This is a genomic window from Nitratireductor aestuarii, from assembly GCF_014641695.1.
GTDB lineage: Bacteria > Pseudomonadota > Alphaproteobacteria > Rhizobiales > Rhizobiaceae > Chelativorans > Chelativorans aestuarii.
Genome location: NZ_BMIF01000001.1, coordinates 363,289 through 386,945, shown reverse-complemented (window position 1 = coordinate 386,945; position 23,657 = coordinate 363,289). Strand labels below are relative to the sequence as shown.

At 60.9% G+C, this 23,657-nt stretch carries 20 protein-coding genes; 7 read left to right on the top strand and 13 right to left on the bottom strand.

Annotated features, from left to right (window positions below; translation table 11 throughout):
• Positions 1-9: 9 nt before the first annotated feature.
• Positions 10-297: an FAD assembly factor SdhE gene (locus IEX27_RS01930; protein WP_188719233.1), complete on the bottom strand. Its 288-nt coding sequence runs from the start codon at positions 295-297 to the stop codon at positions 10-12.
• Positions 298-401: 104 nt separating this feature from the next.
• Here IEX27_RS01930 and recG point away from each other — a divergent pair, with 104 nt between their 5' ends.
• Positions 402-2,510, top strand: coding sequence for an ATP-dependent DNA helicase RecG (gene recG, locus IEX27_RS01925; RefSeq protein WP_188719232.1), 2,109 nt, complete (start codon positions 402-404; stop codon positions 2,508-2,510).
• Here recG and IEX27_RS01920 read toward each other — a convergent pair.
• The 4 genes from IEX27_RS01920 to IEX27_RS01905 form a co-directional block, all read right to left on the bottom strand.
• Positions 2,462-2,851, bottom strand: a complete 390-nt coding sequence (locus tag IEX27_RS01920) for a hypothetical protein (RefSeq protein WP_188719231.1) — start codon at positions 2,849-2,851, stop codon at positions 2,462-2,464. The genes recG and IEX27_RS01920 overlap by 49 nt on opposite strands.
• A gap of 70 nt (positions 2,852-2,921) precedes the next feature.
• The gene (locus IEX27_RS01915) at positions 2,922-4,196 is read right to left on the bottom strand and encodes a polysaccharide pyruvyl transferase family protein (protein WP_188719230.1); all 1,275 of its coding nucleotides are present in this window, start codon (positions 4,194-4,196) and stop codon (positions 2,922-2,924) included.
• The gene (locus IEX27_RS01910) at positions 4,193-5,572 is read right to left on the bottom strand and encodes a glycoside hydrolase family 140 protein (RefSeq protein ID WP_188719229.1); all 1,380 of its coding nucleotides are present in this window, start codon (positions 5,570-5,572) and stop codon (positions 4,193-4,195) included. The genes IEX27_RS01915 and IEX27_RS01910 overlap by 4 nt, the downstream gene beginning before the upstream one ends.
• Before the next feature lie 35 nt (positions 5,573-5,607).
• Complete coding sequence (locus IEX27_RS01905; RefSeq protein ID WP_188719228.1) at positions 5,608-7,032, bottom strand: DUF4214 domain-containing protein; 1,425 nt, start codon at positions 7,030-7,032, stop codon at positions 5,608-5,610.
• A 242-nt stretch (positions 7,033-7,274) separates the two neighbouring features.
• Between IEX27_RS01905 and IEX27_RS01900 the strand changes: the two genes are divergently transcribed.
• Positions 7,275-8,732, top strand: coding sequence for an oligosaccharide flippase family protein (locus tag IEX27_RS01900; RefSeq protein WP_188719227.1), 1,458 nt, complete (start codon positions 7,275-7,277; stop codon positions 8,730-8,732).
• Positions 8,733-8,751: 19 nt separating this feature from the next.
• Here IEX27_RS01900 and IEX27_RS01895 read toward each other — a convergent pair whose 3' ends face one another.
• The 3 genes from IEX27_RS01895 to IEX27_RS01885 are packed head-to-tail and all read right to left on the bottom strand — an operon-like array spanning position 8,752 to position 12,051.
• Entirely contained in the window at positions 8,752-9,726 is a 975-nt protein-coding gene (locus tag IEX27_RS01895; RefSeq protein ID WP_188719226.1) for a glycosyltransferase family 2 protein, read from the bottom strand.
• Positions 9,727-9,742: 16 nt separating this feature from the next.
• Complete coding sequence (locus tag IEX27_RS01890) at positions 9,743-10,960, bottom strand: glycosyltransferase family 4 protein (RefSeq protein WP_188719225.1); 1,218 nt, start codon at positions 10,958-10,960, stop codon at positions 9,743-9,745.
• A complete protein-coding gene (locus tag IEX27_RS01885) occupies positions 10,957-12,051 on the bottom strand; it encodes a glycosyltransferase family 4 protein (protein WP_188719224.1) in 1,095 nt (364 codons plus the stop codon). Before IEX27_RS01885 ends, IEX27_RS01890 begins: the two co-directional genes overlap by 4 nt.
• 337 nt (positions 12,052-12,388) lie before the next feature.
• Here IEX27_RS01885 and IEX27_RS01880 point away from each other — a divergent pair, with 337 nt between their 5' ends.
• Positions 12,389-13,516: a glycosyltransferase family 4 protein gene (locus tag IEX27_RS01880; RefSeq protein WP_188719223.1), complete on the top strand. Its 1,128-nt coding sequence runs from the start codon at positions 12,389-12,391 to the stop codon at positions 13,514-13,516.
• On the opposite strand, the gene IEX27_RS01875 is transcribed toward IEX27_RS01880, so the two are convergent.
• Positions 13,441-14,700 (bottom strand): glycosyltransferase, encoded by a 1,260-nt coding sequence (locus IEX27_RS01875; RefSeq protein WP_188719222.1) that lies wholly within the window; start codon positions 14,698-14,700, stop codon positions 13,441-13,443. The genes IEX27_RS01880 and IEX27_RS01875 overlap by 76 nt on opposite strands.
• A gap of 278 nt (positions 14,701-14,978) precedes the next feature.
• On the opposite strand from IEX27_RS01875, the gene IEX27_RS01870 reads away from it, so the two are divergent.
• Positions 14,979-15,854 carry a glycosyltransferase family 2 protein gene (locus tag IEX27_RS01870; RefSeq protein WP_188719221.1) on the top strand — a complete coding sequence of 292 codons (876 nt, stop codon included), beginning with the start codon at positions 14,979-14,981 and terminating at the stop codon, positions 15,852-15,854.
• Positions 15,855-15,865: 11 nt separating this feature from the next.
• The gene (locus tag IEX27_RS01865; RefSeq protein WP_188719220.1) at positions 15,866-17,173 is read left to right on the top strand and encodes a polysaccharide biosynthesis/export family protein; all 1,308 of its coding nucleotides are present in this window, start codon (positions 15,866-15,868) and stop codon (positions 17,171-17,173) included.
• A 47-nt stretch (positions 17,174-17,220) separates the two neighbouring features.
• Here IEX27_RS01865 and IEX27_RS01860 read toward each other — a convergent pair whose 3' ends face one another.
• Positions 17,221-18,630: a hypothetical protein gene (locus tag IEX27_RS01860; RefSeq protein ID WP_188719219.1), complete on the bottom strand. Its 1,410-nt coding sequence runs from the start codon at positions 18,628-18,630 to the stop codon at positions 17,221-17,223.
• Positions 18,631-18,765: 135 nt separating this feature from the next.
• Here IEX27_RS01860 and IEX27_RS01855 point away from each other — a divergent pair, with 135 nt between their 5' ends.
• Complete coding sequence (locus IEX27_RS01855) at positions 18,766-19,005, top strand: hypothetical protein (protein WP_188719218.1); 240 nt, start codon at positions 18,766-18,768, stop codon at positions 19,003-19,005.
• 63 nt (positions 19,006-19,068) lie between these two features.
• On the opposite strand, the gene IEX27_RS01850 is transcribed toward IEX27_RS01855, so the two are convergent.
• The 3 genes from IEX27_RS01850 to IEX27_RS21530 form a co-directional block, all read right to left on the bottom strand.
• The gene (locus IEX27_RS01850; RefSeq protein WP_244630184.1) at positions 19,069-19,902 is read right to left on the bottom strand and encodes a sugar transferase; all 834 of its coding nucleotides are present in this window, start codon (positions 19,900-19,902) and stop codon (positions 19,069-19,071) included.
• 272 nt (positions 19,903-20,174) lie between these two features.
• The gene (locus tag IEX27_RS01845; RefSeq protein WP_188719217.1) at positions 20,175-21,986 is read right to left on the bottom strand and encodes a Wzz/FepE/Etk N-terminal domain-containing protein; all 1,812 of its coding nucleotides are present in this window, start codon (positions 21,984-21,986) and stop codon (positions 20,175-20,177) included.
• Positions 21,979-22,104, bottom strand: coding sequence for a hypothetical protein (locus IEX27_RS21530; RefSeq protein ID WP_280516437.1), 126 nt, complete (start codon positions 22,102-22,104; stop codon positions 21,979-21,981). The genes IEX27_RS01845 and IEX27_RS21530 overlap by 8 nt, the downstream gene beginning before the upstream one ends.
• Before the next feature lie 160 nt (positions 22,105-22,264).
• On the opposite strand from IEX27_RS21530, the gene IEX27_RS01840 reads away from it, so the two are divergent.
• Positions 22,265-23,629: a glutamate-1-semialdehyde 2,1-aminomutase gene (locus tag IEX27_RS01840; protein WP_188719216.1), complete on the top strand. Its 1,365-nt coding sequence runs from the start codon at positions 22,265-22,267 to the stop codon at positions 23,627-23,629.
• Positions 23,630-23,657 lie beyond the last annotated feature (28 nt).

Sequence of the window (23,657 nt, the reverse complement as noted above, 5' to 3'; positions counted from 1 at the left end):
GAAATCGTATCAGCTTGCGAAGACGGTGTTGGAGTCGCGAATGCGGGCGAACAGTTCCGTATCGTACTCGGCCGGAATGGGCTCAGCCCCGGTGATCCAGTTCATGAGCGTGATGTCGTTGACGGTCAGCAGCTCTTCGTAGGTGTCCAGTTCGGCTTCGGTGAGGCTTGCGATATGGGCGTCGGCAAATCCGCCGAGCACCAGGTCCATCTCGCGGATGCCGCGCCGCCAGGAGCGAATGAGATTACGGCGTCGGCGCTGGTCGAGATCTGCGCTGGAGCGCGTTGTTCCGGTCATCTTCTTACCTTTCCTGGTGATAGCGCGCATATAGCGCGTGAATTCAGCAATGTCAGCCTCGTGGAAGCATTTCGTCCACGCGAGGACGAGGGTAGGATCGATGCATGCGACCAACCATTCTTGATCCACTCTTTGCACCCGTGACCAGCCTGGAAGGCGTCGGCAGCAAGATTTCATTGCTGCTGGCCAATGTCGTGCCGGCGGATCTTTCCGGAAGACCGGTACGCGTGGGCGACCTTATATTCACATTGCCGCATTCGCTGATCGACCGCTCCAACCGGCCGGAAATCGCCTATGCGCCGCAGGGCGCGATCGTGACCCTGCAGGTGACCATATCGCGGCATGAAGCCCCGCCGCGTGGAAACAGGAAGGTGCCCTACCGGGTCTATGGATTCGATGACACGGGCGAGATAGCGCTGACCTTCTTCCACGCGCAGACCGCCTATCTGGAGCGGCAGTTGCCGGTGGGCGCTGAAGTGCTCGTTTCGGGCAAGATGGATTGGTTCAACGGTCGCGCTTCCATGGTTCACCCGGACCACATGGTGCCGGTGGCCGAGGCCGACAACCTGCCGCCGTTCGAGCCGGTCTATCCGCTGACGGCGGGTCTTTCGCCGAAGCTTCTGCGCCGTTCGATCCAGCAGGCGCTGACCCGCCTTCCGGAACTGCCCGAGTGGCAGGACAAGAGCGTGTTGGCAAAACTGTCCTTCCCGGCATTTCGGAAGGCGTTTGAGACCATCCACAATCCGATGACGCCTGCGGATATCTCGCCTGAAGGTCCCGCATGGCGGCGGCTTGCCTACGACGAGCTGCTTGCAAGCCAGCTGGCGCTCGCCCTCGTCCGCGCCAAGACACGGCGTCTGTCGGGACGTCCGTTGCAGGGTGACGGCAGGATTACCGCGAAGATCCGCGAGGCCCTGCCCTATGCGCTGACGCCATCGCAGGAACGCGCGGTCAAGGAGATCCACGAGGATCTGGCGAAGCCTGAGCGCATGTTGCGGCTCCTGCAGGGTGATGTCGGCGCGGGCAAGACGGTCGTCGCCTTGCTCGCCATGGCGCGTGCAGCCGAGGCCGGAGGTCAGGCCGCAATAATGGCGCCAACTGAGCTCTTGGCACGACAGCATCTGGCAAACATCGCCCCGCTCGCCGAAAAAGCGGGCCTGAAGGCCGCAATCCTCACTGGTCGTGAAAAAGGCAGGGAGCGTCAGGCCGTGCTGGATGGTCTGGCATCGGGCGAGATTTCCTTCGTCGTCGGCACCCACGCGCTGTTCCAGGAGACGGTGGCATTCAAGGATCTCGTGCTGACGATCGTCGACGAGCAGCACCGGTTCGGCGTGCACCAGCGCCTTGCCATCAACTCCAAGGGCGACACGCCGGACATGCTGGTCATGACCGCCACACCTATCCCGCGCACGCTCGTGCTCTCGGCATTTGGCGATATGGATGTCTCGCGTCTGACGGAAAAGCCTGCCGGCCGCAAACCGATCCGCACCGTCACCATGTCTACGGACCGACTGGGCGAGTTGGTGGAACGGATGCGGAAAGCACTTGGCGAAGGCCAGAAAGCCTATTGGATCTGCCCGTTGGTGGAAGAATCCGAAGAACTTGAGCTTACTTCGGCCGAGGATCGCTTCGCCTCCCTCCAACGCGTCTTTGGCGACAAGGTTGGGCTGGTCCATGGCCGCATGGCAGCGAAGGACAAGGACGCCGCAATGCAGGCGTTCCGCTCCGGCGAGACGCGGCTGCTGGTCGGCACCACCGTGGTGGAGGTTGGCGTCGATGTTCCGGACGCGTCCATCATCGTCATCGAGCATGCCGAGCGCTTCGGCCTTGCGCAGCTGCACCAGCTGCGCGGCCGCGTCGGTCGTGGCGACACGCCTTCCTCCTGCGTTCTGCTCTACAAGCCGCCGCTTGGCGAAACCGCGCAGCGCAGGCTCGCCATCATGCGCGAGACGGAAGACGGCTTCGTCATTGCCGAGGAAGACCTGAAGCTTCGTGGCGAAGGCGATCTGCTGGGCACGCGTCAGTCGGGTACGCCGGGCTTCATGGTGGCCCGCATCGAGTTTCATCAGGACCTGCTGGAAGTCGCCCGCAACGACGCGCGGATGATCCTTCATACCGACCCGGACCTGCAATCCGAACGCGGCAAGGCGCTGCGCACCCTGCTCTATCTGTTCGGCAAGGACGACGCGATCCGGCTGTTGAGGGCCGGATGACGGATCGCAAAAGCGTCCGAGCGGAAGTCCAGAACCTCCGCTTCCAGCTGGTTCAGGAAGCGCAATTGCCGCTCCAGTTCCTCCAGCCGCCGCTCGCCCTGAAGAAGCGTTTCCGACAGGGATCGAATGCGCGTTTCCATTTCAACGCTGTTTTCGTAGTCGAGGGCTTCGAAAGCAAAGGAAGCAGAGCAGCGGGCCGCCTCGCAGCGGGCGCGCAGTCCGGCGCTCTCCTTCTCAACCCCGGCGATTTCCTTGCGGATTGCGCGGAGAATTGCCTCGAACCGAAATTCGTCCGTCGTCTCGTCCCTTTCGGGACTTCTGATCCGGAAGCTGAATCGCATGACGAACCTCCCCCTTACGGATTTCATAATACTGCCCCGCATCAGGGTCATCATTCGGCAATTGGGATGATCAGGGTACGGGCCCCTTCACACTTTCGGATGCTGCTTGGCCCTCCTGCATTGCGCCTTCGTTGAGCTTTTCCTGGAGAAGCGCCAGAAGTGCCGCGTCCTGATCATCCAGAGCGCGTTGAAACTCCACGATCCTGGCCCTGATCCCAGCCTCGTGGACGATCCGCTCCCTCTTCAGGCGCTGGAACTGCTGGATCAGGTCAGCGATCGCGAAGGTTTCAACGTTGCCGCAGAATTCCTCCAGCCCGACGGCCTTCATCACCGCAGTATTCTTGCCGGAATATTCGAGCGAGATGGCGGGCCTGCCCATCTTCAGGGCGCAGACGATGTTGTGGTAACGGGTCGCCACGACCAGATCGGTCAAGGCAATCTCATTCATCAGGTCGTGGAGCGACGAACCAGGTACCCAGATCAGCTGCCGGGCTGCCTGCTCGCCTGCCCGTTCTCCAATGATCCGGACAACATCAAGCGCTGCTTGTTCGTCCGTGTTCTGGCCGGTCAAAATGCGGATCCTGTTTCCGGTGCTGATCAGATAGACCGCGAAGTCGGCCAGCTTATCGATATAGGTGCGATAGGTCTTCTCTCGGTGACCAGTCCAGCCATGATAGTCCATCACGCCGAGGCCGACGGTGACAGTCGCCTCCTGCGGCTTACTGATCGACGGCGTGGGCAGGTTGAAGACCACGTCCGGCATGATCGGATCATGGCGCGTGTCGATGCCAAAGCGAGCCAGGTATCCCCGCGAAAGACCGTCCCTGAAGGATCGGTAGTGCGCCATTCTTGCAGCGGTGAGCATCAGGAACCGGCTGAGCCGATTGTTGATCGGCCCCGCGCCCACGCTCACATAAGCGATCCGCGTGCCGACAATCCGGGCGCTGAGGCACCAGAGGAAGATGTTGAGGGGCATCTGGTGGGGCCGTTCGGAGAAATCGTCCAGAATGCCAGTTCCCGGGATGATCATCATGTCGACGCCATGGAGCGTCAGGATCGCGTGAACGAGATCAACCGCCCGTCCCGGCAGCGTCAGGAACAGCTTGTCGAGGAAGCGCAGAAGCTTTGGTGCCCTTGAGGCAATCCTGATCCGCGTCGTGTTGATCGAATAGCGTTGGCGGATACCCTCGGCGTCATAACAGACGCACAGAAGGTCAGCGCCTGGCACCTTGCGCCGGAGCGATGACAGCACCGTTTCGAGCGAGCCGTCGTTGCCGAAATTGCCCGAGCCAAAGAGGCCAAAGAGCACGATGCGCGGGGTGCGGATGCCTTTGTCGCGGCTCATGTCCCGCCCCCCGTGGTCAGATGCAGCAGCCAGTCACCATCACCTGCACCATTCTCGCCAGGAGGCGTAATCGTTCGGCGCAGGGGCTTGAAGGGACTGCCCTGCACCTCACGCGACGTACCAGTGGTGGGGTCGATCCATTTCGCCTGCACCATCGGGCCATCGAACACATCCGGATTTAGCTGAAGCGGCTCCGGCCATCTGAAATAAAGCAGAGCCGCCGAACCATCATCTGTCAGTGCAACCGAGACATCCTCGTGGGGTGGAGCCAGCCTGTTGGAGGTATCAGGCTGCAGCCTCCACCATTCGAGGCCGCTCACGATCTTCTGCATCACCTGCATGCTGCGGGCGCCAGGACTGTCCAGTGCATCCTGCCAGCTGATCTCGATCGGGAAAATTCCCGGACCGTCGAAGTGCCAGATGGGATTGTTACCGTAGAGGTGACCGGCCGCGCCACCCAGCAACGCCTCGTAGGCCTGCACGCGCACACCGTACGCACCGGTTTCGTGCTCGTTTTCGTACTTCCCCTCGATCAGGATGAACGGCAGCGTTCCGCGCAGCTTGCGCTCAACGAGCGTCACCTGTTTCACAGAATCGTAGGTGTAGACGGTGTTGATGGTTAGCCAGCGCGCGCCTTCCCAATAGCTTTTCGCTGAAGTGCCGGGCGCCCCGTGCGCCGTGTGGACGGCATTTTCGTCGTACTCATTGATCCCCTGCACCATGGCGACGACCAGCCCGCGGTTAGGCGGATCGTAGTCGCCACCGTGCACCCAGATGATGTTGTCGAGCCCGCCATAGCGCCTGCCAAGATACTCGCCGTAGCTGCGCATGGCATCCCGCCCCGCCAGCTCCATCGACTGATACCAGCCCTCCCCGCCGCCACCGTAGCCCGCATAGGAAGGAGCAAGCAGAACCAGCATGCCCAGATCGCAGGCAAGCTTCAGCACCCGGTCGGCATGGGCGAAATAGCGTTCGTTGGGCCTGGTGTAGTCACCGCCTTCAAGAAAAGGCTTGTCTCCGGCCAGATTGGCGGGCGCCCGTGAGGCAAAGCGATGCTCCAGCAAATTGACGAGGATTGCATTGAAGCCGCGCGCCTTGCGGTCACGCAGATAGAGTTCCGCATCCTCGTAGCTGAGTTGTGCGATCAGCGACCATGCCGTATCACCGTGCAGGAAGAACGGCTTGCCCTCCGCATCCACGAGATGCAGTGCTTCCGGGGCTGACCTAATCGGGAAGCTCAGTTTATTCGGGAGATTGTCCGGGCCACCATGACCCGGACCGTTGATCTCACAGGAACCCGCGATGGCATCCTGGGAACCCACCAAAAGGAGCAGGAATGCAGCCCCGGTAATTCCGCCATGCCAGTTGCGACCCATGCCACACTCCCAGCATCGTTTCAGTCCGCACGCGTTTATTTTGCTTCTGCTACGTCTGCTTTCTCAAACAGAGACGCATGTCTGGCCTCGAACTCGCTTGAGCGGATGATCCCGTCGATGACGTTTTCGCGGCTCAGGACATCGGCGTTCAGCTGTTTGACGTAAGTGGTGAGCCCGTAGCGGTCCGGCTCTCTAAGGAGCAACACCTGGAAGACGAACCCCACAAACGCGGTGTTGCTCATCCGATGCGTCCCGTTTCGGGCGTTGAACTCGCCCGACGTGGCCAACTGCCAGAGCAGATCGTAGACGTCCATATCGTTGCTCGTCAGCCGGCGCTTCCAGCTGGCGGCGCCATGTCCATCCGGCCAGCGACCGAGCACGAGGCAATAGGAATATTCGATCTGGTGATCGATGAGCTCGCCTTCATAGGTCTTCTTGAGCTCGCAGTTGCGCGTGATCGTTGGCCTTCCCGCGGCACCCCGGATGAAGGTGCGGACCGTCTGGTAGGCTTCCTTCGGTGCACCGGTGGCCCAGCCACCGTGAACGTTGACCAGCTTTACCAGCCCCATCACACCTTCGAAGCCACCCCAGTAGGGCTCGTCGAGAAGCTCGTAGATGTGTGCGGCCTCAACCTTGTATTTCTTGCTGAGCTCCCGGATCTTGGTCATCATGTCATCAAGATCCTTGGCCTGAACCTCTTCGCCTTTCTCGCTTCCAAGCGGCGTGTTCAGTTCGGTGATCCAGATCGGCTTGCCGTAATCCTGGATGATGTCCAGAGCCCATTCGGGATCTTCGCCATAGACGTGCCAGACCGAAATATCCCAGTCGAGATTGTCGGCCTTCATCCGCTCGAAGGCGCCGACATGGCCCCAGCCCGCGGTACCAACCGCGCGCTTGATCGCCGGATTGACCGAGTGGATGCCCTCCGACATGCCTTTGAGCGCGGCGCTCACCTTGGCCCAACGTGGTCCATGATATTCAAGCGGTCCGACACCGCCGGCAGGTCCCCACTCACAGGGATACTGCGTACCGTCGTCCCGCGTCTCGCAGGGCTGGATGATGGCGAAATTCTCCATCTCGTTGCCGAGTTCGAAGACGCTGACGTCGTTGCCGAAGCGCTTGGCCATCTCAGCGGCAAAATCGAAGGCGCGCTTGTAGAGTTCGTCGGCGCTCATCTGTTCCAGATCGAGCTCGCCAGGTGTCAGGACCGGCAGGATCTCCACGCCATGTGCCTTTGCCACCTCCACGATCCTTGCCAGGTGTTCGGCCGTGTCCAGGTAGGAAATGTTCACGCGATATGACTTCATTCCGAGATCCGCCACGTAGCCGATCTGCTCCTCGATCGTGATGCCCGGATAGGCGGTAATCGGATGCCCGTTGATGCCCCAGGTGATGTCAGCCATCGCATGGGTGGTCATTCCTGCCAGCAGAACAAGCGCGTACTTCAGATGAGATTTCATGACAGCCCCCTTTTTCCGGTACCTGAAGCCGGATTCTCAAATCGAGCCTATGCGCTGAGCGGTGCCGTCGTAAGTTCTCCAATAGCGCTCCATTTTCCGTCCGCTCCTACCTCTTTCGACGGTCGACTGAGCAATTTGTCGAACCTGACAAGCAGTGCGAATTCATCGAAACAGGAGGCGGGCGACGTTTTTGGCGCAACCGAATTTTTGCTCGGGCTGCGCAATATCTATGGGGTGCTTCCGTGGAAGGGGTTCGATTTGCGCTGCTGCTCAGCACTGCGGAGCGTTATGTTGCGCTGCTGACAAATTTCATTTGTATCGTTGTTGTTTCGCGGTTGATGACGCCGGATGAAGTCGGCGTCTCGGTTGTCGGCATGGCCGTCATGGTACTTGCCCTCTCCGCCCGCGAATTTGTCAGCACGAATTACCTCATCCAGGCAAGGACCATCACCAAAGAGGATGTGCAGACCGCCTTCACCATGATGACCGTCTTCACGCTGGTGATGTCGTTCATCATCTATTTCTCGGCGCCGACCATTGCCGTCATCTATGAGAACGCAGGGCTCGTGAGCTACCTTCGGATCGTCACGCTGGCCTTTGCGATCGAAGTTTTTTCCGCGCCGGTCATGAGCCTGTTCCGGCGAGAGATGGCCTTCGGAAAGATCGCCACCATCAACATCACCAGCAATGCCGTCTCCACGGTCCTGGTCATCATTCTTGCCGAGTTCGGCTTCAGCTACATGAGTTTCGCGTGGGGATGGTTCGCAACCGCCACCCTCACCTGCGTTCTCTCACTCATCATCAGTCCACGTTTGTGGGTGTTCACGCCCTGCCTGTCGCGCTGGCGGATGATGCTCACTTTCGGCGGATACAACGGCGCGATAACCGTGATGCACCGCCTTTCCGAGCAGCTACCGTTCCTGCTGCTTGGGCGGCTGCTATCGCTCCACCACGTGGCCATCTACAGCCGTAGCCTTCTGGTCTGCCAGCTCCCAGACCGGGTGATCCTCGGGGGCGCCGGCGCCGTCATTCTACCGGCCTTTGCAGCAGAGGTGCGCAAGGGCCGCGACCTGAAAGCGCCTTATCTCATGGCACTTGAGATCGTCAGCGGCATTCTCTGGCCGGCGCTCTGCCTGCTAGCAATCCTGGCGGAGCCGGTAGTCATCATCGTGCTTGGAAATCAATGGCTGGAAGCGGTGCCGCTGGTGCGCATCATCGCCTTCGCGCTGATCTTCTCGCTTGGCTTCGACCTCAACTATCCGATCCTGGTGTCGCTCGGTGCCGTGCGCGACATGTTCCTGAGGACGCTGATCGTCGCCCCGATATCGGTGTTGATCACCTTCATGGCCGCGTTCATCGGGCTGAAAGCGGTTGCCTACAGTCTCTTCATCATCATGCCCTTCCAGGCGCTGGTCTCACTCTATTTCATCCGCAAGCACATTAACGTGCCGTGGAACGAATTGGCGAAATCGCTTCAGCCAAGCCTCGTCGTGGCGCTCTGCGGTGCTTCGGCAGCCTTCGCGATGACGCTCGCCGTGCCGCTCAATGGCATTGCAATTCTTCCGATCTTCCTCTGCATCAGCTCCGGACTGGCGGGATGGCTGTTCGGCCTTTGGCTGACGGCGCATCCGCTGACAGAGGAAATTCGTCACATTCTGGGCTGGCTTCAGCTCGCGCGCAGCAAGCAATCGGTGAGATAGAGCTTACTGGGTGGGGCTCCTACCGGGCTCCGCCCTCTCGCAGGATCTGAATCAGACGCTCCAGAGGATGGTTCATGCTGAAGAGCCAGTCGAGTGGCGGGACGAGACCTGCCAGCCCCCGACGCTTACGCGCGTATCTCATGAGTTCCGCCGCGACATCCTTGTGTCCCCGATAGTAGTGCGACAGTGATGACCAGTAGGCGTGCTTGCCGAGTTGGGTCAGGACCTGATGCTTCAGCTTTGACCGGTTCGGGAAGGCTTCGCCCTCATGAGCGAAGAAGCTCATGAAGGCTGCCTCCCGTTCATGAAAATCGCGCTGCAGCTGGGTCCGGTATTGTTGCGAGTGCTGGCCGGTGTGAATGCGGCGCAGCGCCTGGATCTCGCCCGTGTTGGCCACGTCGCCAAGCATCGCGAGCCGCAGCCAGAGTTCGAGATCATCATAATAGTGCAGCGTATCGCGGTAGTGGCCGGCAGCTTTTTGAGCACTCGTTCTGCGAACGACCGTGTTCGGCCCGACGATATCGATCGGGATCCGGCAAAGTTCCTCAATGAATTGGCGTCCCGACGAGATCGTCCAGCTTGCGTCTTCCGTGTCGCTCAAGGGTTTGGTGACAATTCCATCCGGACAATGCAACTCGATACCGTAGGTGAACACCACCTCAGGTTTCTGTTCCATGATGCGGAGGGCGCGACGCAGCGCTCCCGGCGCCAGCATGTCGTCAGCGTCCAGCAGCAGGAAATAGTCCGCCTCCGCCCAGTCGATCCCCTCGTTATAGCTAGCAGTCGCGCCTAGGTTTGTTTCATGAACAGAGACCTGGATCTCCGCATGCCGCTCCGCAAGCCCACAGGCGATCTCAGCGCTGCCATCGGTCGAGGCGTTGTCGATGATGAGGATGCGTAGCTCGTCGACACCCTGAGAGAGTACGCTTTCCACGGCGTCCGGGAGGAAATGCGCGTAGTTGTAGCAGGGAATGGCAACATCGACGCTGGGCATGGCAACAGATCCACTCTCAGTCGCTGTTATGCTCTGAAACGTGGTCGGCCGCATCCACCATCGACATCAGTTGCAGGTAGCGTTTCGCAACGCCGGCCCATGTGTATCGGCTGGCCTGTTTCCTGGCATCCTCCGACAGGCCGGCTCGCATCTTCGGCTGCGCGATCAGCATCCGCAGCGCTGCAATCCATTCGCCCGGGCTGTCGACCCCGCCATAGACCACCGCATTCTCACAGATTTCAGGGATGGCTGCGGCCCGCGATGCGATCACCGGGCACCCGTGCATCATCGCCTCCAGTGCCGGCAGGCCAAAACCTTCGATCCGCGACGGGAAAAGGAAGCAGAACGCCTTGCTGTAGGCTCTGGCGAGATCGTCGTCGCTCACGCGCCCGAGCAGGCGCAGGTTGTCGGGTACCTCGCCCAGCTTCTCGCGGATGTAATCCTCATCAATGTCACCGGCAATAGCGAGGTCAAGCCCCAGTTCTTCAAGCTCCGGCAGCAGCGCCAGCGCCAGTTGAAGGTTCTTGTAGGGCTGCGGTTGCCCCAGGCAGAGCACGTAGGGTCGACCGGTAAGACGAAGCGTGGAGGCCTCTGGCCGCCAGCGCCGGACATGGTCGCAGCCGTTGTAGACGACGCTCAGATTCTCCGGATGTGCGACGCGATAGTCCAGGATGCTTTCGCGGGAGTAACGCGAGACGGTCGCGATCCTGCGCGCCCGCCGCCCGAGGATCGGCAGCACCAGCCGGTGCGTCCAGCGGAACCCGCGCCCGTAGCTTTCCGGCATGATATAGGTGTGGAGATCATGGATACAGACGATCTGCCGCGCGATGGAAACGGGCGCGAGGTTGCACAAGCTCAAGAGCCCGCCCTCCACATGGAAGGGGAGCTGACATTGGACCCAGAACTGCGGCAACCGAGGACGTGAATATTCCGGGACAACCTTTTGAGTTATCGCGCTTAAACGGAAGTCGTCGTCCGGTTCGCAAGGGGAAACGAGTGTGAGGCTCAGGCCCTGCGTCAGCGGATGCTGCTCCCGGACGAGCTGATCCAGAGCCAGCACTGTTTCGCGAGCGTGCCGCGCCACGCCGTTCGGCTTGGAGCGCAGGAAATCGCCATTGATGGTCCAGCGGCGCTGAACATTGCCGCGCTGTCCTATCTCCGGCTGAACGGTTTCCCGGTTGATTGCAGCCGCTCCCGCCCCTGCCATCCTGCGCAGCATTGCCGTCGCGTTCATACCCCATCCTCCCCACGGGTGTGTAACAATTGACTCCAGCGCAACAGGAAGCGGTCGAACGTGAGCATATCGATCTGCCGTCGTATCTGCGCCAGACGCTGCTCGCGCTCGCTCTCCTCCATCGTGACCAGTTTCACCATCCCCTCTGAAATGGATGAAACCGAGAGCGGGTCGACAGGAACCGCCCCTTCGCCTACCGCTTCTGTCAGCGCGCTGGACTGGCTGACGAGCGGCACAAGACCGTAGGCTCCGGCCTCAAGCGCCGGCAGACCAAATCCCTCAAGCAGGCTCGGCAGCACGAAGCCCGCAGCATTCCGGTAGAGCCAGCGCAGTTCCGCATCCGGCAGATAACCGAGCAGCTGCACGCCGGGTGTTGCGTTCACGAGCTCGGTGATCTCTTTCGTTGCATTGCCGCGCGGTCCGCACAGAATGTAGGAATAGCCCTGTTCCCTGAGCCCTGACTCTACGAACGCTTCAATCGAGCGCTCAAGGTTCTTTCGGGTTTCGAGCGCAGCCACGGTCAGCAGGAAAGGCCTGTTCACGTCCTGGGGCCGGGCGTCCTCCCCGATACCCAGGTCCTTGCGCACATAAAGCGGAATGACGCGCATGAAGCGGAAGCCGCGGCCATAGAGCCGGACGAACTCCAGGAGTGAGGCATAGGACACGAAGACCATGCCGGGTCTCGCCTGCCGGATCTTGGCATAGGCGCTCTTGTAGAGGGCAACGGTGCCCGGCTCGTAGAGTTCGGGATGGGTGATCGGTCCGACGTCATGACATAGCACCACATCCGACCACTTGAGATCGTTCCCGAGCACGTAGAGCGGGTCAAGGTAGACCGTTGGGTCTTTTCCCGAATGCAATCCCCTCTTCCGCCAGCGCTCGCCCTCAGCCAGCCTGCGCAGGTCCATCAGCATTGCACGGCCAAGCAGCTTGCGAACAATCCCGTCCGGTTCGGACCTGCGGAAAAACCGCCAATAGCGGATGGCGGAGAAGTGATCGGGCAGACCACGGACGAGATCCCGGCACACGTAATACGCGCCAGTCCGGTTGATGAGCGCCAGCGAAAAATCCGCGACGTACCCGTCTGTCATGGTCCCCCCATGGTCCAGCCAAACCGGATTCCCATGCGCTCTGCGAGGGCACGGGAGACGTTGACCTGAAGTTCATCGCGAGCCGAGGGATTGATCCCATCTGGCAGAGCGATGTCCGGTATGGTGAGGGAATGCTATGGTTACGGTGCACCCGTGCCTAGAAACCAGTTGGCAGTAGGAGCCCGGCAAAGGCGTTCATGCAATAGGGGTAATACCTACCTCACATGGATAGCACATCACCACTGCGCCTGACGGCGGGCGCAGACGCCATCACCCATTGTTGCGGTGCCGCTAAATGCTTGTCTCAGCTACGCTCTTGCAAAACGGGGGATTGGGCATGCCGACAGAATGGACCATCAACGGGCGTTTCCTGAGCCAGACACTGACGGGCGTTCAGCGCTATGCGCGTGAGATCCTCATGGCGATGGATGAGCAACTCAGCGGAAGCCAGATGCTGCGCCAGCGGGTGAAGGTCGAGCTTCTGCTGCCGCCTGATGCCAAGGCGCCGCCCCTCAGATCCATCCGGGTGAAAACTGTCGGACCGCTGACAGGCCATGCGTGGGAGCAGCTGATCCTGCCGATCCACGCGCGCGGTGGGCTCATCAGCCTGTGCAACACCGGTCCGGTGCTGAAGTCGCGTCAGGTGGTCTGCGTCCATGATCTCAATACGCGAATGTTCCCCCAAAGCTATTCCCGCGCGTTCCGCCTGCTCTACCGGGTAATGACGCCACTGCTGGTGGGACGGGTCGCGCAGGTGGTCACGGTTTCCCGCTTTTCCGCCTCGCTGATGGAAACGTACGGTCTCAGGCCGCGAAAGGCTATCGCCGTCATCCCCAACGGACACGAGCACACAACTCGATGGACACCCGAACACACGGTTGCAACGGCTTCAGCCTGCGGGCCGGACACGATCGTGCTTCTGGGCAGCAACGCCCCGCACAAGAATGTCGGCCTGATCCTTGGCATGGCCGACCAACTGGCGGAAGAAGGGTTTCGCGTCGCCCTAGTCGGCTCCTGCGATCCGCGCGTATTCGCGAACAGCAGTCAGCGCGCCCTGCCCAGCAATGTCATGACGCTTGGACGGCTGTCGGATGATGCGCTCGCCGCCCTTCTTCAAAACAGCCTCTGTCTCGCCTTCCCCTCCTTCGTAGAGGGTTTCGGCCTGCCGCCGCTGGAAGCCATGAGTCTGGGCTGCCCGGTCGTTACTTCGGACAGGACGAGCTTGCCGGAAGTCTGTGGCCCGGCTGCTCTCTATTCAGATCCCGAAGATCCGGATGCGTGGATGGCTTGTTTCCGCCGACTTCGCCGCGAGGAAGGCCTGCGCCGGTCGCTGATTGCGGCGGGTCGTGAACAGGCTCTGCGCTTCAGCTGGAAGGCTTCGGCGCTTGACTACCTTGAACTGATGGCGGCGATGGATTCCGCCTCGGTCATGGCACGTCCTGCCGTGCCCGCAAAGGTCGCCTGAACCGTACGCACCGCCGCCCGTATGCCTTCATCGAAGGCTTCTTCAGAAAAGCGCTCCGCGTTCATCCGGCAGGCTTCCGGGCGGATCGCGTGGCCGCTCCGTTCAAAGTCGCCTACCGCCCGGATGATTGCTTCCTCAGTCTGATGCGCGAAGAGAACGCCGGTCGGATTGGGTTCTGAGCCAAGCGGCCGGACGATATCCACTGCGCCACCGCGCCCAAAGGCTATGAGTGGCGTTCCGCTTGCCTGGGCTTCGGCGAGCGCGATGCCGAAGTCTTCGCAGCCTGCGAACACCATGGCCTTCGCGCCTGCGATCGTATTCACGTATTCGTCACGCGCGAGGTAGCCGGTGAACTGGATGTTCGGCGCCTGCAGTTCCTTCAGCTGCGCCAGCTGCTGGCCTTCGCCAACGACAACCAACTTCAGATGCGGCATGGCGCGGAACGCCTTGATGACCAGATCCGTGCGCTTGTAAGGCGCAAGGAAGGAGGCCGTCACATAATAGTCGTCCTTCACCGGGCGGAATGGCATTTCATCCACGGCGACGGGTGGAAAGACCACGTCCGCATCGCGGCCATAGATTCGGCCGATGCGCCGGCGCACATAGTTGGAATTGGCGAGCATCAGGTCTGGGCCATGCGCAGTACGGGCATCCCACATGCGCAACCGGTGCAGCATCCAGCGCACCAGCAGCCCCTTCGGCCCAAGACCCAGCTTCGCCTGATCGAGATAGGAAAACTGCTCGTCCCACGCATAGCGCACCGGGCTATGGACGTAACTGATGTGGGGCTGGTCCGGACGGGTGAGCACGCCGCGGGAAAACGCGGCCGAGGACGAGATTACCAGGTCATAACGCGTCACATCGAACTGCTCGATCAGGAACGGGCAGAAGTGGAAAAGGTGGCGATAGTATCTGCGCACGCCCGGCAGCCGGTTGGCGACAGACGTCTCGAACCGCACGCCTGGAAAATGCTCCGCCTTGATCTCGGGCTTCAGGAAGTCGAACAGCGTAAAGACATCGGCACCCGGAAAGAGCTTGCAGAGTCTGGCGAGCACCCGCTCGCCGCCCCGGAAATCGGGGCACCAGTCATGCACGATCGCAACCCGCTTGTTCGGATCGATGACGCAGCCTGCGGCCGGTTCATGCGGATGGATTTCGGCTGCCACGCGAACAGCTTGCTGCATCAATTCCCCCCTCAAGCCATTTGCCACGCATGCCGTCGAAAAAAGAGCGTTGCCTGAGGCGGAGAGGTTCGGCTTTCGGGCCATCTAATTGCAAGCAGGCCTTGGGGCGTAGCTGCGGGGAAGCAATTGGTCGACATGCAGTCCAATGGTTGAAGGGCCTATCCCTTGGTGGAACACGGGCACCCTGGCTCCCACTAATGCGCAGGGTGAACTTGGCCAGTGACACTCCTAAAGTACCCGACAACAAATCATTCAACGACATCGGGCGGGGGCTCGTCATGAGACTGGCAGTGATCATCGCCACACTGGGGCGCAGGGAAATTGCGGGACGTTTGCTGGAGGAACTTGCCCAGCAGGACCGTCTCCCGGATCTGGTCGTTTTATCCGTTCCAGATCCATCCCATCTGCCGGATCCGAACCCATCACTGCCCTTCCCTGTCGATCATGTGATCGGACCACGTGGGTCGTCGGCGCAACGCAATGCCGGCATCGAGCACGTGCTTGGGCACTGTGACATCGTCACCTTCCTCGACGATGACTTCATCCCGGCCCGGGACTATCTCGATCTGGTCGAGGAAGCGTTCCGGAAGATGACCAACTGGGTCGTCGTCATGGGCCACGTCGTGGAAGATGGCGCCCGCAACGAGGGGCTGAGCTGGGACCAGGGCATGGCCATCGTCAACCAGCTGTCGCGTCACCTGCTTGAAGAGGGCCGGGTGAAGCGACACGTCGGCGCCTATGGATGCAACATGTCCATTCGGGCGAGCGCCATCGGTACCCTGCGCTTCGACGAGCGTCTCGTGCTCTATGGCTGGCAGGAAGATATCGATTTCACCAGCCAGCTCAGGATGCGCGGCGATGTGGTTGGCGTCGACATCATCCGCGGCGTTCATCTGGGCATCAAGGCGGGTCGCGTGAGCGGCACGCGCTTCGGCTATTCGCAGGTGATCAACCCGGTTTACCTGGTGCGCAAGGGCACCGTGCCGGCAAGGTTCCTTCTGCCGTTGATGCTGCGCAATCTTGCGGCAAACCTGCTGCACAGCATCCGCCCGGAACCCTACATCGACCGGCGCGGGAGGCTTCGGGGCAACCTGCTTGCGCTTACGCATCTGCTACGGGGGCGCATCGAGCCCGAATATGTGATCCATCTTTGAGGAGTGAACGCATGACCGTCAAACGGACGAACAGGTCTTATGCATCACTCGCAAGGACCGGGATTTCAGCACTCATCTTCGCACTCGCTTCGACCACGGCCCTCAGGGCAGAGGCCGACGATTACAGGCTCGGTCCCCAGGACAAGGTGCGCATCAAGATCTTCGAGTGGCGCGCGACGCGTGACGAAATTTTCGAATGGAAGGCGCTGAACGACGTGTTCGTCGTGGGGGCGAACGGCAACCTCTCCCTGCCCTTTGCCGGCGAAGTAACGGCAGCCGGGCAGACACCCACGGAGATTTCCGAGCAGATCGGTGACCGTCTTATGGAGCGGATGGGGCTCGGCCGCCGGCCGGATGCCTCCGTCGAGGTGGTGGAGTTCCGTCCCTTCTTCATCCTGGGCGAAATCACCCAGCCAGGCGCATTTCCGTATCGGCCTGACCTGACGATCCTGCAGGCGGTGAGCCTTGCCGGGGGGCTCAGGCGAGAGGCCGACCGTTTCATGCGCCTCGAGCGCGAGCGCATCCAGAGCCGTGGCGAGATCAGCCTCATCGGCCTGGAAAGGCTCACCCTGCTCGCCCGCCGAGCGCGACTGGAAGCGGAGATCAATGGTGCCGAGAAGATCAGCTTTCCCGAGGATCTGACGGGACTTGGCGATGATGTCGTCGCCATGCAGTCGATGACGCAGGAACGCTTCATCTTCGAGTCGCGACAGCGAGCTATCCAGACGCAGATCCAGGCGCTTGACGACCTGAACAACTTCCTCGAGGCCGAGTTGGTGGCCCTCGAAAAGCAGCTTGGCTTCCTCGACACGCAGATCGCTTCCATCGAGAAGGAACTGGCCAACGTGACCTCGCTGGTCGCCAGAGGCATCGCACCGGCCCCCCGGCAGATGGAGCTGGAACGAGCGCTGGCTGGCATGCGGAGCCAGCGGCTGACGGCGGAAACGAGCCTGTTGCGGGCCCGCCAGGAGATCAGCCGGACCGAACTGCAAAAGGTGCAACTGCGCACCAGTCACGCCAACGAAGTGGCGACCAGCCTGCGGGAAACGGAGGCTTCGCTTGCGGCTACAAACCGGAAGGCGGATACCGCACTCCATCTCCTGCACGAAAGCGAGCTTCTCGCCCCTGTCCCGTCGGAACAGGTCAAGTACACGATCCTCAGAACGGACGAGAGCGGCAATCCGGTCGTCATTCTGGCCAACGAGTCCACGCCGGTACTTCCGGGCGACACGATCAAGGTCGAGGTACTCGTCTCCATGAAGCAGGCTGCCACGACCAATGCCGACACTGTTTCGATCACCTCCTCAGTCAGGAGATGATCGGAAGGGTCTGCTGAACTCCTTTATTTCATGCAGCTCGATATGAATCAGGCCGGATAATGCCTGATGCCTGCCGTCATGACTCCGCGCTGGTCAGCATATCGCGCCTGAACGCAGGTGCTTACTGCAAGGCTCACGAAGAAGAGGATGCCCGGATCTGGCGTACCGCTGACCATCGAACTTGCGACAAGGCCTCCCAAAACGGCTGCTCGCGTTGCGGCAACGACAGCCTGGGTCTCAGGATCCGCGTTAAGGCGAAAGGCCCTGGTCTCTCGCGTGAGCATGAATACCGCCAAGGCCATCAGCATCGAACCGGCTATGCCCAGCTGGGAAACCACTGCGATCGGCCAGCTGGATGCACGCGAACTGCCGAAACCTACCCCGAGCCCGCGCGTATCGATCATCGATTGCAGGCTCTTGATGTTCCAGTACATGCGTTCCTGGCCTGAGGAGCTTTGCATCTTGTTGGTCACACTGGTGTCGAAGAGGGTCAGAAACGGATCAAAGAATCTTGGGTACGTCACCAGGATCAGGAGCACCGCGAAGAACCCCATGGCGAACAAGGCAAGGATGAGAACATCCGCAGAGGAAAGCCACTGGCGGCCGATCGAGCGCAGAAGCGACAGCATCACCGGAATGCTGAGAATAGCGAGCCCAACATATCCGGTGGACGAGGTTGAGAAGATGACGAGGATCAGAAGCACGAGCCCGAGCCGCAAAGCCAGCCGCGACCCGGTCCGACGCCAATAGACATAACAGAACGGCAGACATGCCAGCGATACGCCGGCGAACCCAGACGCCTCGGCCTGCGCACCCGCGATGCGCCAGAAACCGGACATCTGCGCCTCGGTCAGCATGGCATAGCTGGCGGTGCGGATCGGCTCAAGGATATCCCCCAGCCCAGCCATCTTGCCGGCAAGGTCGAGTACACCCATTGCGGTGTGACAGAACACCCAGGCGAAGAAGCCCTTGCGAACATCATCAATTGAAACGCCTCGCATCAACAGCAGCGAGACGGCCATGAAGGTGATGCCGCCCAGGACGAAGTAGCCGGTTTGCGAAATGTTGCCCGACACAGGCGCAAGGGCTAGCTCACTTACGCCGAGCTTGGTCGGCACGAATACACTGGTCTGCCCAGCGAAGATGCGTGGAAAGAAAACGCAGCTGATGACAGCATAGACCATCAGCAACGTTACCAGCCAGAAGGCGGGATAGTTGGTGAAGGCCCTGCCCAGGTCCTGCAGCGCAGTGCGGTGCCATACGACGCTGAGCACCAGAAGGCCGCAGAAGACCGTGTAGATCAGCGGGGAAGAACCACCGAGGCTCGGCAATGACGCGATGGCGGTTGATCCAAATGCTAGTGACGCCATGAGGGCAACCAGGATGGAGCTGCGGAAGAGCTTCGCTCCGCAGAAAAGCGCCACGCAAACGACGAACCCCATTACCGACGGTTGCATCAGGTATTCCCCCCGCATCCCTGCGTGTTGACGGCGGGACCCTCAAAGTCCACTTCACAAGCTGCCAATTCTCTGCTTTTGTCTGCGGCGCAGACTATCTGCTGCATTATCCAGTCACGACGAAGGGACTCTGCGTTGCTCCTAGGCCTAGCTGCCGCTGTCGCTATCCTTGGCTTCATGGTCGGCTTTCGCTTTCGTGCGCCGGCACTCCTGGCCCTCACACTGGTGATCGTGGTGGGAACCTTTGCCTGCGTCTGGCTGGTGGACATGACGCCAAGCGCCCTTCTCACCCGGGGCCTTCTTCTCCTCATCGCGGAACATGCCGGATACCTGGCAGGACTTGCCGCATCGGCAGCGCTGGAGCGCAGGAAGTAGGGCTGAAAGAGGAGCGGACGCCGGCGTTCCATCCTGAACTGCACTTCAGACAATTCGGCGGGCTCAGGCCGCCTCCCGGAAATTGGCGACGACCACGACAGTCTTGGCGAGAATGTAGAGGTCCTGCACCAGCGACCAGTTCTGCCAGTAGGAAACGTCGAAGGCGACGCGCCGGGCATAGTCGACGCAGCTGCGACCACTCGTCTGCCAGAGACCGGTCATGCCAGGCCGCATCGCAAGGTAGACGGCTGCCGCACTGCCATAGCGCTCCAGCTCTTCCGTCACGATCGGCCTCGGCCCCACACAGCTCATCTCGCCCTTCAGCACGTTGAAGAGCTGGGGCAGTTCGTCGATGCTCGACTTGCGCAACATCAGGCCAACGAAGGTGATGCGGGGATCCCTGCGCAGCTTGCGCGTTTCCTCCCATTCCTTCCTGGCTTCCGGATTGTCGCGCAGATAGGCCTCGAGAACCTCGTTGCCGTTGGTCACCATGGTCCGGAACTTGTAGCAGTAGAAGGGCTTACCATCGAAGCCCACGCGCCTGTGCTTGAAGAACACCGGCCCGCCCATCGTCGCCTTGATCATGGCCATGGCAATCAGCATGATCGGCAGCGAGAGAAAGAGCGCCAGAATGGCGACGAAGAGGTCAAGCATGCGCTTTCGTGCGCCGCCCATGGGCGCAGGGCGCGAGTCGCCCGACCGGTATCCGTACCCATGCAACGATGTCTGATCATTGCCTGCGACGAGCACAGTTACATCCTCCCCCGCAAATACACTCATGTTGGTCGAACCACCCAGTTCGCCACCGGCGCATGCACGTACATTCTGCTTCCGGTCCTCTGGCCGAGATATGCCGCCAAAGTCCTTCAACCCCGAGCGTTGGATATGTCTGCTCATTTTACCCACCCATGGCAGTGCTGAATCGCATTGCATCCCAGGGACAGTTTTCAATTGCAGGGGCTTTGCATCAAGGAAGGCAAAGGAGGTAGCCGCCTAGGGTGCATTGGTGAGGGATACGCCTATCAGCTACCCCGCTTACACCTACATGCAGTGGCCACTCCTACCCCTCCAAAACTCCCCTCAAAAAGAGGTGCCCGGATCATAGAGAAAGACCCACCTGCAGCCGGCAGATGGGTCTTTTCAAAACGATCGTTACAGTCAGAAATTCCTCAGCGGGCCCACCAGAACAGCCGCTTGCGGTAGCGCAGCGAAGATAGACTGCGAACCTTGGTCATGATCACGCCCGGCATAGAGACCTTGGCAGAACGCAACTCATCAACAAGCTCCGTCAGCATTTCGACGGGTGTCCTCGCCCACTCGGCAACGATCACCACCGCATCCACAAGCCCCGCCGCCTCGACAAAGGGTACATCCGAGGTAAGCGGTGGCAGGTTCACGATGATGCATTGGTAGTCCTTGCAGGAAGTCAGAGCATGCGAGCCGCCCATGATGAGCTCGTGCACCTGGATGGACGAGCTTGGCAGGAACGAGAAGCCACCCGTTTCCTGACGGCGCGCATCCTTGCCGAAATAGCGGCTCAGAACCGGCTTGTCGGAATCTGCATCAATGAGCAGAGTTCGCTTGCCGGCGCCCGCCGATATGGCCGCGAGGTTGCAGGCAACAGTGCTCTTGCCATCGGTCGGCAGTGCAGAGACGACACCAATCACCCGCACGCTGCCGGTAGGATCAGCGACCATGATCGTCCGCATCGCCTCTCGCAGGCTCCGCGTGAAGGTCGAATGCGGCTTTCTCTGCACCTCAAGGAACCGGCCGAAGCCGTGGCCGCGCAGCCGGACGACGGGCAGCTCGGCAATGGCGTCGAGCCCGAGTTCGTCCTGCACCTGCCTATGGGTGCGCAGGCTGCGGTCCGTCAGCTGTCGCGCGATCGCCAGTCCGAGACCGATCAGCAGACCCGCCGTGACGCCAAAGGCCATGGTCAGCGTCTTGCGCGGATGACTTTGCACGAGAGGCCTGGTCGCCTCGCTGATCACGCGGGCGTCGGCGATGAGATACGGCTGCTGGTTCACCGAACTGGTGAAGGCCGCCAGCAGACTTTCATACATCTTGCGGTAGGTTTCAGCCGTCACTTCCAGTTCTTCAAGGGTAGGTCCCTCCTGGGACTGCGGATCCCTGATGCTGAAGTCGTGGCGGGCGCGGAATTCCTGCGCCATCTTGGTGGCATGGTTCATCTGACCGCGAACTTCCTGGATGCGCGACTCGAGCCAGCGCAGACCTTCACTCGCGGCTTCGGTGCGTGTCTCAAGCTGTTCGCGCACGAACGCCCCGGCGGTCGCGTTGGCAATCCTGGCTGCAAGTTCAGGATCACGCGCCTGAAACCAGATGTCGATCGCATAGGACACGCCAGCGCGTGATACCGAAAGCCCGTCTTCAAAATTCCAGACGACCTCGCGGCGCTTCTCAAACTCTGGGTCAATCTCACCGTCTTTGATGACCGGCCGTTCCCCCTGCTCGCTTCCGGCCCGCAGTCTTCGCTCCCGGGCGGCACGGCGTGCCGCTTCCATTGCCTCGGTCGACCTGGTCGGCGTACTGCTCAGCCCAAGGAGGTACCAAAGCCGTTCGAAGCGCACGCTCAGTGGTGCTCCGGAGAGCGGGGTGAACCTCGAATTGTTCATGAGGTCCAGTTCATCGATCACCATGTTGGCGATCTTCTCCGAACGGAGAACGGCGATCTGGGTCTCCACCTGGGACGTATCGAGCGAGAGGTTGATCTCGGACTGCTGGTTCAGGAGCTGCGGAATCTTGGGCTCGATCAGGATCTGGGTTCGAGCCGTATAGATCGGGTCGCCGGTCACGATGTAGAACAGGCCTAGCGCCCCGCCGATTGCGGCGCAGCTGAAGATGAACGGCGCGAACCGCCACAGAAACTGCTTGATGTCTGAAAACTTGATGTAGTCCCGGTCCCGGCTGTCAGAGAAGAACCTCTGGCCCGGAATGACCTGCACCTGACTGCGCTCAAGCATTGGTAGCCTCCCCCATCAGGGTGAAGCTGTGTGATGCCTCCGGATTCAGCCAATCAACAGGAATGCCCTGCCCCGCCTTGCCGGATCGCATCGTCAGCGTCGTGCCTGACCTGATCATGACGATTCAATCCGATTGAATTCCATACCCAGGTAGAAACTACCCCTCGCCCGCCTGGCGCTGAACTTCGTCAATAGTGGTAGCGCCCACGCCCTAAAGCCGACGCGCAATTGCACGCCACTCCGCTACACTGCGGCCTGATTTGGGGCGGAGGTGCAGGATGCGGGCGCAATCCATCAGCCTTGCTATGTCCAATGGGCTCAATCGCAGGGCACACGAAATCATTCCAGGCGGAGCACACACCTATGCCAAGGGGGACGACCAGTATCCCGTCCTGGCGCCTGCCTTCATTGCGCGCGGCTCCGGCTGCCACGTCTGGGATGCGGACGGCAACGAATACATCGAGTACGGAATGGGCAACCGCGCGGTTGGCCTCGGTCACGCTTATCCGCCGGTCCTGAGGGCGGTACGCGAGGCGCTGGAACTTGGCTCCAACTTCACTCGGCCCGCTTCGATCGAGGTGGAATGTGCTGAAACCTTCCTGGATCTCTTTCCCAATGCGGAGATGGTGAAGTTCTGCAAGGACGGGTCGGATGCGACCTCGGCCGCAGTCCGTCTCTCCCGCGCCTATACGGGACGTGACCTGATCGCCATCTGCGCCGATCATCCGTTCTTCTCGACGGACGACTGGTTCATCGGGACGACGCCGATGAATGCCGGCATACCTGAGGCGATCCGGCAGCTGACCGTCACCTTCCGCTACAACGACATCCAAAGCGTGCGTGACCTCTTCCGCAAGCACCCCGGCCAGATCGCAGCCATGATCATGGAGCCGGCGCGCATGGACGAGCCGCGCGACAATTTTCTCGCGGAGGCAAGACGCATCTGTCACGAGAACGGTGCGCTCTTCATCTTCGACGAGATGATCACCGGATTCCGCTGGCACCGCCACGGTGCGCAGCACGTCTATGCCGTCGATCCGGATCTCGCCTGTTTCGGCAAGGCGATGGCAAACGGCTTTTCCGTCTCCGCGCTTGCCGGAAAGCGTGAATTCATGCGGCTCGGCGGCCTGGAGCACACGGACCGGCCGCGCGTCTTCCTGCTTTCCACCACGCACGGTGGCGAGACACATGGGCTGGCTGCGGCAATTGCCACCATGCGTATTTACCGGGACGAGCCCGTCATTGATCACCTCTATCAACAGGGTGACCTGTTGCGCGAGGGCATCGAGCAAGCGGCCCGCCGTCACGGGCTTGAGGGGCACATAAAGGTGTCCGGCCGCTCGTGCTGCATGGTCTATTCAACGCTCGACCAGGACCTGCGTCCATCCCAGGCATTCCGCTCGCTGATCCTGCAGGAGACGATCCGCCGGGGCGTGCTGATGCCTTCGCTGGTCGTGAGCTACACCCATACGGATGAGGATATCGAACGCACCATCGAGGCGGTGGATGGCGCGATGGCCGTCTACGCCCGGGCACTCGCGGACGGTGTCGAGCATCATCTTGTCGGACGTCCGTCCGACACGGTCTACCGCCGGTTCAACAAGGCAACGGAACCGGAACCTGCCCTGGAACGGCAGGCATAGAATAACTTCAGAGGGGAGCGCGACTGCA